We start from the raw sequence: 14,986 nt of genomic DNA, 5'->3' as shown, positions 1-14,986 counted from the left end.
TGCTCCTTCACGGATAGAGGGACCGCCGCGGTGCGCGGTGTCGGTCGGCACGGTCACGCCCGGTGCCGGGGCCTGGGCGGTGTGCGCCGTCCGACGGCACGACCGCGGGAGGGCAGCGGCGTCCGCACTGCCGTCGGGCATGTCCCGGAGGACCGGGCTCGGCCGGTCGATGCGCAGAGGGAGGCGAGGGCCGCTCCCCCGCTTCGGGCTCATGCCGAGAGGGAGGTCGGCCTTGGCCGGTGCCCGGACGATGACGCTCACGGGCGTACGTCCAAAGGCTCGATCATGAACATGACCTTCCTGACGATGGGCAGGGACGCTTGAGTGGTGCGCCCCTCGGGTGGAGGGGTGCAGAACCGTGGTGCAGGAAACGGACCCTGCGCCGGTGAGTCTGGGCAGCGCGACCTGCGTATGGCTAAAGCCACGAGCGAGCGGCCGTTTCACCGGTCGGGGGAAGCCCGGGGCGGCGGAACGTGGAGCGGGCCCCGTCGGCAGCGGCCGGGACAAAAAATGCCTGCGGCGCAACTTGCTGCCATCGCCATCTACTTGGCCCGGGACGGCGACGTGGCGAGGCTGGTGCGCAGTCCGGCGGGGCCGCCCGCCTCCCGAAGCACCACCGGACCCGTGACGCCGGGCACCATCGGCCCGCCCTTACCGAGGAGCCGACCATGTCCCAGCACGCAGTCCTCGGCGCTCTGGACACCACCGCTGTCGCCCGGCGCCTGGTCCACAGCGAGCACCCGCACAGCGCCCTGGCCGGTGAACAGCGCTTCGTCCTGCGCGACGACATGCCGCTCGGGCACCCGCTGTTTAACGACACCCCGGGCCTGCACGACCCCCTGGTCTTCGTGGAGCTGGTCCGCCGGGCCGGCCTGCACGTCGGGCACCGTCATTTCGGGGTGCCGGTCGAACGGCCCGCGCTGTTCTACCGATTCGCACTGCGCCTGTCCGATCCCGCCGTCTGGCAGGACTCCGCCGAGGGCACCCGGCTGGCTCTGGAGATGCGGGCCGAGCCGACCCGGACGGTGGCCGGTGTGCCGCGCAGCCTGCGGCTGGGCGGGACGTTGCGGCTGGAGGGCGCCGAGGCCTGCACCGGCTCGGCCGAACTCGTCTTCGTCACCCCGACGGTGGCCCGCAACCACCGCGCCAGCAGTCGCCTCGGGGCCCTGGTCCGCACGCCCGACGCCGGCGGTCCACGCCCCGGCACCCGGCCCACCGCCCCCTCGCTGGTCGGCCGGTGCACCCCGGACAACGTGGTCGTCTCGGAGCCGGTGCGTCAGGCGTCGACGCTCACCACGACCGTCCTGGTGGACCCGTCTCACCCGGTCTTCTTCACGGAGGCCACCGACTCGGTGCCCGGCCTGCTGCTCGTGGAGGCCCTGCGCCAGAGCGCGTTGCTGGCCGTCGCCTCCGACGGGGCCGCGCCGTGCGCGACGGCCCTGACGTGGCTGTCGGTCCACCTGCGCGGCCACGCCGAACTGGACCTGCCCCTCACCTGCACCGCCCGCAGCGCGCCCGGCGGGATCGATGCCCTGGGCCGCCGCCTGACCCGGGTCCTGCTCACCCTGCGCCAGGCAGGACGGACCACCGCGCAGGCGGAGGCGGTGACGGCGGAGGCCGGGTGAGCCGGCCTCCGCGCCGCGCCGTGCACGGTGGCGCGGGCGGCGACCACGGGCCCGACGGCTGCCGTCCGGCCGGCCGCCTGCGGATCGGCCCCGCACTCCGCGCCCCGGCCCGCCCCTGTCCGCCGACCGTACGAGGAGGTGCCAAGCCCTCATGACTGCCGGTACTGCCTTCTCCCCCGGGTCCGCCCTGGCCCTGGCCGGGCACGTAGCGCTGCCGGACGACCTCGACGGCCGGGCCGGCGGCGGGCTGCGGGCGTTCCTGCGGGACGCGCTCGACGGCGCACGGGGACCGTGCCCGCCGCTGGGTGAGGGCCGGCCCCTGCTGCTGTCGGGGACGTACGTGACCGATCCGCCGTTCTACGGCGACGGCGACATAGGCCATGTCGCGGCGTGCGGCGCGGTCAACGAACTGGCGGCCGCGGGCGCACGTCCCCTCGGTCTGTCGGTGTCGGCGGTGGTCGAGGCGGGCCTGCCGCTGCGTCAGGTGCGCCGCGTGGCCGACTCGGTCCGCGACATCGCCGAGGCGGCCGGGGTGGTGGTCCTCGACGTGGACGCCCGTGTGGTGCGTGCGGGTGAGGCCGACCAGATCTATCTGCACACCGCCGGACTGGGAGTCCTCCCGGCCGGTGCCGGGCAGGAGACACCGCCGCGGGCGGGCGACCGCCTCCTGGTCAGCGCCCCGCTCGGCGGTTTCGGCGCCCATCTGTTGTCGGCCCGAGCAGGGCTCGGGCACGAGGGTGTGGTCTCCGCCGAGTGCGTACCGCTTGCCGGGCTGCTGGAGCAGGTGCGCGGTGCGGGAGCCGGCGGTGCGCTGCGCGCGGTGCGCGTCGTGGGCCGGGCCGGACTGGCCGGTGCCCTGCACGCGTACGCGGCCGGTGCGGGCCTGGGCCTGCGCGTCGAGAAGGTGGCGCTGCCGGTGCACTACGAGGTGCGTGTGGCCCTCGACGAGCTCGGCGTCGACCCCGTGCACGCGGCGACCGCGAGTTGTGTGTGCCTCGTCGTCGCCGCCGAGGCCTCGGACGACGTCCTGGCCGCGCTGCGCGCCCACCCGTACGGCCGTGATGCCGCCGTCGTCGGCGAGGTGACGCCGCCCGGCCGCCACCGGGTCGAGCTGGCACTCGCCGACGGACACACGATCCCTCTCGGGTCCGCGCCCGAGCCGCCCGCCCGGCTGGGCTGACCCGAGCAGGCCCGGGACCGGTTCCCGGGCCCGTAAGGTTGGCTGGCGACTGATTTCCATTCCGCGGGGGGTAAACGCAGGATGCCGGAAATATCCCTTTCTGACGCCGCTTTCGATGAGCTGGACGAAAGGGGGATAGCGGCGTACCGGGAAGCTGTCCACGCCGGTCGCTACGCGCCCGAGCACATCGCCCAGGCGGTCGGCATCCCGCTCGAGCAGGCGGACACCATCGGTCAACAGCTGGTGCGCCTGTGCCTGTTGCGTCCGATGCCCGGCTCACCCGACGTCCTCGTACCGGTGAGCCCCGACGCGGCGGCCGCCAACCTGGTCGGGCCCGCCGAGGAACAGATCCGCGAACTGCAGCAGTCCGTCTCGCGGACCCGCGACGGCCTGCTCGCCCTGCTACCCGCCTACTTCGAGAGCCGCCGGCAGCGCAACCCGATGGAGTCCTTCGACATCATCAGCGACTACCTCGTCGTCGAAGCCCTGTTGAAGGACTGCGGGGACCGCTGCCGCACCGAGGTGCTCACCGTCCAGCCCGGCGGCCCGCGCCCCAACCACCTGCTGGAGAGCGCACGCAGCATCACCGCCGAGCGCCTCGCCCGGGGCATCCGGGTCCAGCACATCTACCAGCACACCGTGCGCGGAGACCTCGCCAACACGGCGTACATACGCGATGTCACCGCGCTCGGCGCCGAGGTACGCACCACGGACCAACTGGTCGACCGCATGATCATCTACGACCGGGAGATCGTGTTCCTGCCCGAACAGGGTGTCGAGGGGCGCCCACCGGGAGCCATCGTGGTGCGCGAACCGACCCTGGTGGCGTTCCTGTGCAAGCTCTACGACCATCTGTGGCTGCAGGCCACTCCGTTCGAGCCCGACGCCGAGGAGCACACCGACATCTCCGACGATGTGAAGTGGGCCATCGTCAAGCTGATGGCCCAGGGCTACAAGGACGAGATGGTGGCCCGCAGGCTCGGGATGTCGGTGCGCACCTGCCGCCGCCACATCTCGGAGATCATGGAGGAGTTGGACGCCACCAGCCGCTTCCAGGCCGGGGTGAACGCGGTGATCTCCGGCCTGTTCCCCGGCTCCGACCCCTCGACGCCCCCCTGACCGGCGGGCCGCCCGCGAGAGCGCCAACGGCGGCCCCCGGCGCGGAAGTTGCTGCCGCGCAGCTTGCTGCCGCCGGTCCGCACTGGTGCCTACCCCGTGTCACCGCCACCCTGAAACAGGCGGCATACAGGCCGCGGTCCGGCCTGAGGGCCCACTTCCGGGGCCGGATCGCGGCGCAACGCGACAAAAGGCGGTGACGGCATGGACGGCATGAGCCACTCCGCGCTGGCCGACCCGCCCGCACCCGGCGGCGGCACCCGCAGCCTGGTCCACCGCCAGCGCTCCTGGGAGCCGTTCGGCCTGTCCGACGCGACCGCGGACCACCGCCAGGAGTTCGTGCTGACCGGGGAGCTCACCACCGGCCACCCGCTCGTCGCCGCCGGCCCCCACCGCTTCCACGACCTGCAGACGGCCGTCGAAATGGTCCGGGAAACCGGCGAATTCATCGGGCAGACCCACTTCTCGGTGCCCGCCAACCGCACCGCCGTCTTCTACCGGGTCGCCGTCGCCACCCGGGACGTCTCCGCCTGGCGTGCCTCCACGGACGCCCGCGAACGCCCCGCGCTGCTCACCAGCGAGCTGCGGGTGCGTCCCGACAAGGTCATCGACGGGGTGCCGCGCTCTCTTCGGTTCAGCACCCTGCTGAGCATCGATGACGTGCCGTGCGGCTCGGGCAGCGCCGACGTGGTGTTCCTGCCGCCGGTGGTGCACCGCAACCACCGCGTGCTCAGCCTCGCGACCGCACTCACCGCACTCACCGCGCCCACCGGCGAGTCCGGCGCCGGTCGGCCGGCCGACCCCGCCGACGTGGGGCGCAGCCACCCGGAAACCGTTCTGGTGCACGGCCCCTTCGACCTCACGCACGGCCGGCTGTCGGCCACCGTGCGCATCCCCGACAGCTGGCCGCTGCCCGACGGCGCGGCCGAGGGCCATGTGCCGGCCCTCGTCCAGCTCGAGGCGTTGCGCCAGACCGCATTGCTCGCCGCCGGGCGCATGCACCAACTGGCCACCGACCGGTGCACCCTGGGCTCGCTGAAGGTCCACTTCCGCGGGTACGCGGAGCCGGACATGGCGATGCGGTGCGCGGCGGTGGTCGGCCTGTGCGGACGGGACGCCGAGGGCCGCAGACTCAGCCCCGTCACCCTGACCCTGGCCCAGGGGGGACGGGCCGTGCTGGAGGCGGTCGTCACGGTGGTCGAGGACCTGTGAGCGGCCACTCCCCCACCCCGTCAGCCGACCGCGGCCAGCGCCCCGGTGATGGCCGTGACCGTCTCCGCGTCGAGCATCGTGGCGACATCGGTGTCCAGGGTGCGGCCCAGCCCGGTGTCGTGCACGGCCGCGCTCATCACGAAGGCGGCGCCGCCCGCGGCGACGGCGTAGGTACGGAAGGACCACTGGGCGCCGGTGCCCGCGCTGCCGTCCGGCCGGTGGACCCGTACCGGCATCGTTTCGGGGCCGAAGCCGAACTCCGTGAAACGGAACGCCATGCCCTGCCCGATCGCCTTGCTGTAGGCCTCCTTCAGCGTCCACAGCCGCACCAGGCCGACGTTGCGGTCCTCCTGCGGCAGCCGCTCCAGGTCCCTGCTCTCCTGCGGCGTGCAGATGCGCCGCTTCAGACTTTCGCGGTACAGCTGCCGGGCGGCAGGCTCGACATCCACCCCGATCAGCCCCCGGGTGGTCAGGCCGACCAGCAGCCGGTCGCCGGTGTGACTGAGGCTGATGTCGATCTGGTCGAAGCCGCGCAGCGAAGGACGGCCCGTCGGCCCGTACATCAGCTCCAGGTCGGCGGAGCTGACCCCGAGCGCGGCGGCCGCCGCGCCCTTGAGCAGCCGGCGCGAGGCGGCGTAGCGGGCGCGCAGTTCGCCGTCGTCGAGAGAGAGATAGCGCGGCAGGTCACGGCCCAGCACCTCGCGCAGCAGGCTCTCCTCGCCGGGCGGCAGCCGCCAGTCGGCGAGGCCGCCGTGCACCAGCGCGGTGCCGTGGCGGCGCAGGTCGGCACGGAGCAGCGACCAGTCGGCGCCGTCGGATGTCACGGCGATCGGCTCGTTCGGCAACGGATGCGCCGAAGGGCCGGCCGGGCCTGTTCCAGGGCGCGCGCAGTCCGCCGCGGCTCCGCTCTCGCGGACCGCGGCGCACGAGGGCGTGGCCAGGTTCATCGGTCAACTCCTCACTTCCGCCCGGCTCGTGACACCGCCTGTCCGGGCAGGCCGTCAGCCAGCCAGCGGCATGTTGTAGAGGTCGAAGCCGTGCGGGTCACGGAACCTGGTCAGCACCTCCCGGTGCACCCGGGAAAGGCACTCCTCGGGCAGTTCGACGTCCCTGATGCCGAGGCGACCGGCGATGCGGTGCAGTGCCGCCGCCGCCCAGGCGGGATCGGCGAGGAACGGGTCGCTGAGCGCGTCGCTATGGCGCCACACCCCCAGCACCGCGGCCGCGGCCAGTACCAGGACGTACCGGTCGGTGAGCGCGAACCACGCCGGGCTGACGGCGCCCTGCGGGCCGGGCGCCTCCAGCGCGAGCACCCGGCGGCGCAGGTCCCGTAGTTCGTCGACCATCCGCTCGCCCAGGGTGCGCAGGACGCGCTGTACCGGATCGGCGGCGGGCAGCCCGGCCACGGCGGCCGGCAAGGAGGCGCTCAGGCTGTCGCGTCCGTCGGTCAGCGCGAGCCTGTCGTAGGCGAACGGCGGTAAGGGAGCACCCGGCCGGAACATCGCCGCCGGTGCCTCCTCGTCCACGAACCACGAGCGACGGGCCAGCCGCAGCAGTTGCGGCATGATCGTGGCCTGGCAGGCGGCGGTGCCCGCGTGTCCGAGGCTGACGATCGGCAGGTCGCGCAGATGCTTCTGGAAGACGCCGACCGGGCCCTCGCGAGTGTAGATCTGCGAGCCGAGCACGCCGGCCAGGTCGTGGAGGGTGTCCCTGAGGACCTTCGGCAGCAGCGACCTGACGGCCGCCGAGTACAGGCTGGTCTCGGCGGGCCGCAGGTGCAGCGCCCGGGTGGCGACCACCGCCAGGCTGTCGTACAGCAGCAGGTCGATGAACGCGCGGGCGAGCCTCGCCGCCGTACTGTGCGGGTCCGGAGCCTTGTCGGCCCCCGGGCCTGGGACCTGGCCGCGGCCGGCGAGGAGGGCGGTGCGCAGGCCGGTGTCAACGGCGGCGGCCGCCAAAGACGCCACCAGCGTGCGGCTCATCTGGAAGGAGAGCAGCGAGGTGGCCACCCCGCTGCCCACCGGCCCGAGCAGGGCGGCCTCGGGCACCGGGCAGTCGGTGAAACGGGCCCCGGTGCTGAAGTAGCCCCGCAGTCCCACCACATCGGCGCTCGGCCGGCGGGTGACCTCGAAACGGCCGCGCGGCAGCTCGTCCGGGGCCAGCATCAGCGCGGACAGACAGCAGCTGCCGTGTCCTTCGGCGGTACGCAGCACCAGGACGAGCGTGTCGGCCCGTTGAAGGTTGTTGACGACGGGCTTGCCCCCGGTCACCGACAGTCCCCCGGGCCCGGGAGTGCCACGTACCTGGCTGCGCACGAAGTCGTTGGTGTGGGCGGTCTCGTGCTGGGCGATGGCCGCCTTGGAGCCGTTCAGCAGCTGCCCGGCCAAGGTCCGCCGCTGAACGGCGGTTCCCCGCATCCACACATAGTTGGCGGCCACGAAGCTGGTCATGCCGTACCCCATGCCGAGGCCGACGTCACGGCGGAAGACCGCCCGCATCACCTGGAGCAGCGTCTCGGGCGAGTCGAAGCGGCCGCCCAGGGCGGTGGGAACGAACTCCTCGTTCATCCCGAAGGAGTCCAGCACCGCCTCGGCCGGGTCACAGATCACCGCGGCCCGGTCGGCGTCGAGCAGCGTCCGGTAACCCGAGGGGTTGGCGTCCTCGGCCGGATCGCCCAGCAGCGCCTCGATCCGCCGCACCCGCTCGCGCGCCGTCGCAGCCTGAGCCGGCGCCCCGCCCTCCGAGCGGCGGACCGGCTCCGTGATCGTGGACAACGAACTCAAGTCGGCCCTCCTCGGATGCACCCCAGCACCGCACGGCGCTGCGCTCTCAGTCCGGATCGTGTCGAGACCGGCTAAAGAGACGCTTGTGAACACCGCACCCTCATCGGCGTTTCCGCAGGAAAAGGCCCTCGATCCGGAAGACTGGGGTGTGCCTGTCCGAGTCACCGGGGATGCCTTGTCCCTACAGTGCACATGCCTCATGCCCTTGAGCGGCTGATCGCACGGCCAAGGGTCCGGCACGTCCCGTACCGACGGCAGAGAGCGGGGGTTCTCGTATGCGATTCAAGGTGCTGGGACCTCTGGAGGTGACCACCGCGGCCGACGCCCGGACGGTGACACCGCGCGCCGCCAAGGTGCGGGTGGTCCTCTCGACGCTGCTGGTGCGTCCCAACGAGGTCGTCTCCGTCGACGGGTTGATCGACGAGCTGTGGAGCGAACAACCGCCGCGCACCGCGATGACCACGCTCCAGGTGTACATCTCCCAGCTGCGCAAGCTGCTCCAGGACGTGCAGCCGGATCTGGGCCGCGACGCCCTGCTCACCCGCGCTCCCGGCTATCTGCTGCGCGTGGACCCCGGCCAGCTGGATCTGGCCGTCTTCGAGGACCTGCACCGCCAGGGCCGCGAGGCGCTCGCGGAGGGCGACCACGCGACCGCCGCCGATCTCCAGCGGCAGGCGCTCGCCCTGTGGCGCGGGCCGCTGCTGTCGGACACCCCGCACGGCAGCCTGCTGAAAAGCATGTCCGTCCGGCTCACCGAGGCCCGCCTCGCCGCTCTCGAACAGCGGGTGCGCGCCGAACTCCAGCTGGGACGGCACCAGGAAGTCCTCGGCGAACTCCAGGCGTTGACCACCGAGCTGCCGCTGCACGAGGACTTCCACGCGCACCTGATGGTGGCGCTGTACCGCACCGGCAGGCAGGCGGACGCGCTGCGCACCTTCGGCGAGTTGCGGCGCACGCTGGTCCGGGAACTGGCCATCGAGCCGGGCCGACGGCTCCAGCAGTTGCACAGCCGTATCCTGACCGGCGACCCGTCGCTGCTCGAGCCCGCGGCACAGCGGCAGCAGCGGCTCACCGCCGATCGGCAGCCCCCCGCGGCCAGCGCCGATCCGGCCCGCACCACACCTCTGAAGCCCGCTCGGTTCCCGTCCGGCGACCCGTTGTTCACGGGCCGGCGGAACCAACTGGAGCAGCTCACCAGGTGGCTGCGCGACCGGCCCGGCGGCTGCGTCCAGGTGACCGGCCCGGCGGGCATGGGCAAGACCGCGCTCGCCGTGAGCGCGGCGCACCGCGTGGCGGAGCTGTTCCCCGACGGGCGGGTCCTGGTCGGGCTGCGCGACGAGACGGGGCATCCACTGCCCGGAGAGCGGGTCCTGCACGCGGTGCTGCGTGCCCTCGGCGCCGTCGGCCAGCAGCCGCGCTCCGTGGCCGCCCTGCGCGACACCGTGCACCGGCTGACCGAGGGACGCCGCCTGCTGCTGGTCCTGGACGACGCGGTCGACGCCGACCAGCTGAACCCGCTGCTGCCGCTACCGGCGGGCTGCACGGCCCTGGTCACCTGCCGCCCCGTCCTGCCCGGCTTCGACGGCCCCGTCCTGCCGCTCGAGGAACTGTCGTCCGCGGATGCCCGCGAGCTGCTGCTCACGTCGTACAGCCGGCGACCCGCCCCGTACCCCGGCATCGACGCATCCTCCGAGAACGGCTCCGGCGACCGGCTCGGGAACGCCGGGCACAACGGATACGCCGACGAGGGGCACGACGCCACGGGCGAACCGGAGACCACGCCGGGAGAGAGCGATGCGAGGGACGTCTGGGACCGGCTGGCCGATCAGTGCGGCCGGTTCCCGGGGGCACTGCGCGTCGTGGCCCAGCATCTGGCATTCCACCCGCACCACTCCCCCGCCGACATCGCCACCCGCCTGTCGGCTGCAGAGAGCCGCCCGGCCACGCTGCGCGCGCTCGACGAGGAGTACGGGCGATCGCTGTACGCCGCGTACGCGGCGGCACCCGAGGACGTACGCCAGGCGGCCCGGCTGCTGAGCCTTCTGCCCTCGGGTCCGTTCACCACCACCGCAGCGGCTGTCGCTCTCGGCGTACCCGAGGAGAACGCGCCGCTCTCCGTTCAATCGCTGGTCACAGCAGGCCTGGTGGTCTCATCCCCCGACGGCACCGCTCACCGTTTCCCCGAACTGCAGCGGCTCACCGCCGGCGAGGCCCTCGGCGAGGAGCAGCCGGCCCTGGTGCGGGCCGCCCTCACCCGGCTCAGCGGGGCGGCGGCCGACCAGGCCGAGACCGCGCAGCACGCGGCCCGCGTGGAGGGTCTGCATCCCCTGGACTGGTTCGCACGGCGGCGGCAGGATCTGGTCGCCCTGGTCGACCAGGTCCACGACGCGGGCCTGTGGGCGCAGACCGTGCGGCTGGCCGACGCCATGACCGCCTTCCTGGAGGCACTGGCCGCCTGGGACGTCTGGGGACACACCCATTCCCTGGCCCTGGACGCCGCCGGACGGCTGACGGACGAGGCGGCTCGGGCGCGTCTGCTGCGCTCACTGGGCGACCTGGCCTGGCAGCGTCAACGACCCGACGAGGCACGCGAACTGTACGAGCAGGTACTGGCCAGCCCGGACGCCGTCAGCACCGAGCGCAGCCGTGCCCTGGCCGGGCTCGCCGATGTGCACCTGGGCGAAGGAGCAGGCACCGTCGCGGCCGGCCTCGTCACGCCGACCCTGCTCCGGACGCCCGGCGACATCCGCGGCTGCTTCGAGGCCCACCGGGTGCTCGGCCTGCACACGCTGGCCGACGAGGGCCCTTCCGCGGCCGAGAGTCACTTCCGAGAGTGTCTCGCCCTCGCCGGCACCCTGGGCGACCGCCGCCTGGAGACCTACGCACGCCGCTGGCTGGGCCGCCTGCGGGACGGGGCGGTGCACCCGGGCTGGACAGAGGTCCGGCCCGGCGTCTGGCGGGGAAGGCGTGAGCCCAGGGTTCAGGCGGGTGCCGGTGCCGGGGTGAGGTCGCCCCGCAGGTCCCAAGGGAGTTCGCCGCGCCGGGAGCTGCCGAGTCTGCGGTAGGCGCGGGTGGGGTGCCGCTCCCCCGTCGCCTCGGCGAGCAGCCAACGCAGAACGCCGTACGGGATGTCCCGTACGGCGTCGGTCGTGTCTTGGGGCGGCTCCTCCAACGGCGGGCTCTTGCCTCGGCGTTTCGGAGTCAGGCGGTCCCTACTGCCACTTCTCATCCGCGAAAGAGAGCACGACGCTGCCTCCGTCCGCTACGACCGACGTCGAGGTGACCATGTCAACAGCAGCCTTTGCGGTCATCGCGTGCCCACCTTTCGGCGTGAGGGAAGTCGGGTACGAAGTTCATCTAACACCCGCGAACCGGCATGCCCCCGAAACTTCAATCTGCCCAGGACCCCCTCTGTACGCCCTCTCGAGAGCACGGCGGAAGGGGCGGGTTCCGGCAGGAGGTTCGCCCTCGGCTATTACGACGTAATAGGGGTCCGTACGGGGAGAGTTCGTCCGGCGCCGCGCTCCGCGCCCTCGGCTATTACGACGTAATAGCTTGCAGGGGTGGGGAGTTCAGTACGTTTGTATACCTTTTGGGCGATTTGTGATCGCCGATTACGGCGTCACGGACGCTATGGCGGCCGGTCCTCGTTGCGAGCGAGGGGTCTTTGCGCCGGGCTTCCTGGGTTTGATCGTGCGGGGGTCCACGGCTTCGCCGGGGGCCCCCTCGCGGTAGAGACCGTCGGGGAGGGTGTCCCGGTCATGCGGGAGGAGGAAGAAGACCCGCCGCTTGTAAAGCCCGCTGTCGGGGTCGGGTTCGGCCTCGACATCGAGGAGGGCGTAGCCGACCATGCGGCCGTCCCGGGCGTAGGGAGGCTTGTTGTTGCGGCGCTTGGTCTTGTCCAGGGCCTGGCGGACGTAGTCGAGGTTGTCTGGGTCCTCCAGCCACACCACGTCCGCCTCGTGGGTGAGGTCGCTCTCGGTCAACAGCGAGCTCATGGCCGCAGCCCTTCCTTCGGCCGGCCTGTGCGCAATGCGGGGGCCGGACTGGTTCGTGCGTGTTCTGGAGGCCGCCGCTAGCGGGGCCAGAGGGACATCGTAGTTCGGCCGCCGGGCAAGATATAGAGCGTGGGGGGTTGACGGGGGTGGTGTGCGGTGCGTCATTCGGTCCCCAGGAGGGCGATGCCCGGGTAGTACTTGCGGCCGTTGGACTTGATCATGTCGGTGGGTGAGGCGAGGCCGACTTCCTGACGGACTCGGGTGGCGAAGGCGCGGGGCGAGGCGGGGCGGATGCCTTCGCCTGCGTTGCACCAGGAGCTGTACTCGGCGAACAACAGGCCCTGCTCGACGCGGAGTTCGCTGCCGTTGTCGACGGCACGGGTGCAGCATTCGTCGAGGAAGCGGCCGATGTGGTCTTCGGTGTTGGCGTAGGCGGTGGTGGCGATCCGCACCCGGTCGGGGCCCTCCAGGGGGTCCCGGGTGGCGAGGTAGCGCCGGGCGCCTTCGATGAGCCAGTGAAGGATGCCGGGGCCCTCGTCCCGTACGAGTTCGAAGGCGAGGTTGTCGATCCGGCGGGCGGCGGGAACGGTGCGGGTGAAGGGCAGCAGACGGATGCGGCGCCAGAATGCGTAGCCGCCGGTGGAGACTTCGGGGCGGTGATTGCCCAGCAGCCAGAGGTGGTGGGTGGGCGTGAAGGAGAAGTAGTCCTGCCGCATACGGCGGGCTTTGATCTTGTCGCCACCGGTCAGGAGGCGGACTCTGGCTTCGTCGAACTTGTCGTTGGGCTTGAGCTCGCTGCACACGATCAGACGGCGGCCGTGCAGTTCGGTGAGCTCGGTGGAGTGCTCGGAGAAGGCTCCGCGGTCCATGAGGAAGCCGGGCGGGGCGGCGTCGGCGTAGTCGCCGAGGATCTGGATCATCGTGTCGAGCAGGACACTCTTGCCGTTCTTGCCCTCTCCGTGGAGGAACGGCAGCACCTGGGCGCCGACATCGCCGGTGATGGAGTAGCCGAGCAGCAGGTGGAAGAAGTTGATCATCTCCTGGCCCTCCGCGTCGTCGCCGAAGGTGTCGGCGAGGAAGCGGTGCCAGCGCGGGGTCTCCATCGGCTGGGGGGCGACGCTGGTGGCGCGGGAGTGGAAGTCCAGGGTGGGGTCCGCTTTGCGGAGGTGGCCGGTGTGCAGATCGACGACGCCGCCGGGGGTGCACAGGGCGTAGGGGTCTCCATCGAGGGTGTCGGGGTCGACGGAGAGGTCCGGGGATGCCTTGGCCTGTGTGAGCAGCGCCTTCATGCCGGTGGTGGAGAGTGTTTTCTTCTTGTGCGAGGACAGTTCCCGGTTGCTGAAGACCCCGCGGGGGTCGGTCTCGGGCATGTCCTCGGCCATCTCCCCCGCTGCCCACAGGGCGGCCTTCTCACCGCCGGTGCGCTTCCAGCGGTAGCCGTCCCAGGAGAACCAGCCGAGGCCTTCCACGTGGCGGAACTGGTCGCGGTAGAGCTGGACGAAGAGGCGGGCGTTGCCGCGGTCGCTGAGGTGCGGGGGCAGCATGCCGGACTGCAGGAATGCGAAGGGCAGGCTGCCGGGGGCTCCGGAGGCCTGCGCGGGGAGCAGTGCGGGGGGCTGCTCGGCCGCCTGGAGGTCGAGCATCTGCTGAGCCGCGGCCTGTGCGTCGAACCGCGGCATGCTCTCGGCGCTGCTCATGAACGTCCTTCGAGACGGAACGGGTGGGCGGCCCCAGCGGCAAGGCCGTCGTCGATGATCTTTTCGTTGCGGGCGGTCTGCCAGGGCCTGGCCTCGTCGGCCGTGGCGCGGAGTTGGTCGCGAACTGCGGTCTCCTCCAGGTGGCCGGCTGCCACGAGGCCTCCTGCGGTGTAGGCGGCTCGGTTGAGCTTCTCCGTGAACCCGGTTCCTTCGGACGCGGTCGCGCACTGGGCGATCTCGTCGACAAGCGGCGTGAGGACACGGTGGGCTGCGGCGGGTCTGCGGGTACGACGGGTCCGTGCGAGGGGCTGCTTGGGGACCGGTGGGGCGATGACGTGGCCGGTGCGGACGAGTTCGGCGTGCAGCCAGCCGGGCAGTGGTGCGGGCAGGCGTGCGGTGCCCTCGGGCGCGTAAGTGCCCTGTGCGGTGCGGGTGGTGGGGGCGATGATGTACCCGCCCTCGGCCCTCACATCGACCTGCCAGGCAAGCGCGACCTTGGGGCTGGAGCCGGTCGAGCAGCGCAACCGGGTTGCCGGGTGCGGGTTGCGGTACCAGATGTGCAGGCCCCCTGAGGGGGTGCGCACGCGTAGGGTCGTCTCGTCGTGGGTCGGGTCGGGCTGACCCCGGAAGGCCGCGAGAAGGGCGAGGGTGTCGAAGCCTGATGCGAGGCCGGTGAGGTTCACGGCATCGGGGATGGGGATGCCCGGCAGGAGGCGGCCACGGTCGGGGACCTGGGCGCTGTGTGCGTCCACGTCCAGGACGACGAGCTCGGCCGGACCGCAGGCGACGCCTACGCCTGCGGAGGGGCTGCTCCCCCACCAGGCGTCGATGTACCGCGTGTTGGTGGTGGCGGCGTGGAAGCCGTGGCAGGGGCGTCCTGCGGGCAGGCAGGGGCATGTCTTCGGGTCGTGGCTTCGGTCCCTGCACTCGGAGCAGTTGGCGGCCGGGGTCTTGCGACCGGGAGCCAGCGGATGGACCGGCCAGCCCTGTGCGGCACACCAGCGCGCGACGGCATACGGTGTCGCGGACCTGGCCGGGGCGGCAGGCAGGCGGATGTCACCGGGGCGCGGCACGCTGATCGTCCTTGTCGGGTCTCGTGGTTCGGTTCTATGGCTCAGTCCCTGAGAAAACACCAGGCCACGGGTGTGGGTGATGTTCTATCAGGGACCGAAGGGACTGTGTTTCGGGAAGAGTGTAGAGGCATGTCAACCGGGAGCGAGGCAACTCCCACCGCGTGGCGTTCTATCAGTTCCTTCGGTCCCTTGAGTCCCTTCGGCCTGCGGCGGGGCGCTACTCCCCCATCGGTCGGTGCCGTTTTAGGTCACTTGGGAGTGGCTGGAGGGACTGAATCCTCGAGAGAGCCTCCAGGGACTCA

The 14,986-nt window shown here is 72.0% G+C and carries 10 protein-coding genes; 5 read left to right on the top strand and 5 right to left on the bottom strand.

Annotated features, from left to right (window positions below; translation table 11 throughout):
- Nucleotides 1-668 precede the first annotated feature (668 nt).
- From QF037_RS50065 to QF037_RS50050, 4 genes are all read left to right on the top strand, one after another.
- A complete protein-coding gene (locus tag QF037_RS50065; RefSeq protein WP_307038299.1) occupies nt 669-1,625 on the top strand; it encodes an AfsA-related hotdog domain-containing protein in 957 nt (318 codons plus the stop codon).
- Nucleotides 1,626-1,776: 151 nt separating this feature from the next.
- A complete protein-coding gene (locus QF037_RS50060) occupies nt 1,777-2,805 on the top strand; it encodes an AIR synthase-related protein (RefSeq protein ID WP_307038298.1) in 1,029 nt (342 codons plus the stop codon).
- An 81-nt stretch (nt 2,806-2,886) separates the two neighbouring features.
- Complete coding sequence (locus tag QF037_RS50055; protein WP_307038297.1) at nt 2,887-3,924, top strand: helix-turn-helix transcriptional regulator; 1,038 nt, start codon at nt 2,887-2,889, stop codon at nt 3,922-3,924.
- 201 nt (nt 3,925-4,125) lie between these two features.
- Nucleotides 4,126-5,133: an AfsA-related hotdog domain-containing protein gene (locus QF037_RS50050; RefSeq protein WP_307038296.1), complete on the top strand. Its 1,008-nt coding sequence runs from the start codon at nt 4,126-4,128 to the stop codon at nt 5,131-5,133.
- Between the two features lie 20 nt (nt 5,134-5,153).
- On the opposite strand, the gene QF037_RS50045 is transcribed toward QF037_RS50050, so the two are convergent.
- Both QF037_RS50045 and QF037_RS50040 read right to left on the bottom strand, forming a co-directional pair.
- Nucleotides 5,154-6,080, bottom strand: coding sequence for a 4'-phosphopantetheinyl transferase family protein (locus tag QF037_RS50045; RefSeq protein ID WP_307038294.1), 927 nt, complete (start codon nt 6,078-6,080; stop codon nt 5,154-5,156).
- 54 nt (nt 6,081-6,134) lie between these two features.
- On the bottom strand, nt 6,135-7,916 hold the full coding sequence (locus QF037_RS50040; RefSeq protein ID WP_307038292.1) for an acyl-CoA dehydrogenase: 1,782 nt from the start codon (nt 7,914-7,916) through the stop codon (nt 6,135-6,137).
- 275 nt (nt 7,917-8,191) lie between these two features.
- Between QF037_RS50040 and QF037_RS50035 the strand changes: the two genes are divergently transcribed.
- Nucleotides 8,192-10,981 carry an AfsR/SARP family transcriptional regulator gene (locus tag QF037_RS50035; RefSeq protein WP_307038290.1) on the top strand — a complete coding sequence of 930 codons (2,790 nt, stop codon included), beginning with the start codon at nt 8,192-8,194 and terminating at the stop codon, nt 10,979-10,981.
- Between the two features lie 549 nt (nt 10,982-11,530).
- On the opposite strand, the gene QF037_RS50030 is transcribed toward QF037_RS50035, so the two are convergent.
- The 3 genes from QF037_RS50030 to QF037_RS50020 form a co-directional block, all read right to left on the bottom strand.
- Complete coding sequence (locus QF037_RS50030; protein ID WP_307038288.1) at nt 11,531-11,914, bottom strand: DUF6009 family protein; 384 nt, start codon at nt 11,912-11,914, stop codon at nt 11,531-11,533.
- A gap of 161 nt (nt 11,915-12,075) precedes the next feature.
- Nucleotides 12,076-13,611, bottom strand: coding sequence for a DNA primase family protein (locus tag QF037_RS50025; RefSeq protein ID WP_307038286.1), 1,536 nt, complete (start codon nt 13,609-13,611; stop codon nt 12,076-12,078).
- Nucleotides 13,608-14,684 carry a bifunctional DNA primase/polymerase gene (locus tag QF037_RS50020; RefSeq protein WP_373464014.1) on the bottom strand — a complete coding sequence of 359 codons (1,077 nt, stop codon included), beginning with the start codon at nt 14,682-14,684 and terminating at the stop codon, nt 13,608-13,610. The genes QF037_RS50025 and QF037_RS50020 overlap by 4 nt, the downstream gene beginning before the upstream one ends.
- Between the last annotated feature and the right edge of the window lie 302 nt (nt 14,685-14,986).

The sequence above is a fragment of the Streptomyces canus genome (genome assembly GCF_030815415.1).
GTDB lineage: Bacteria > Actinomycetota > Actinomycetes > Streptomycetales > Streptomycetaceae > Streptomyces > Streptomyces canus_F.
This window is presented reverse-complemented; position numbering and strand designations above follow the sequence as displayed.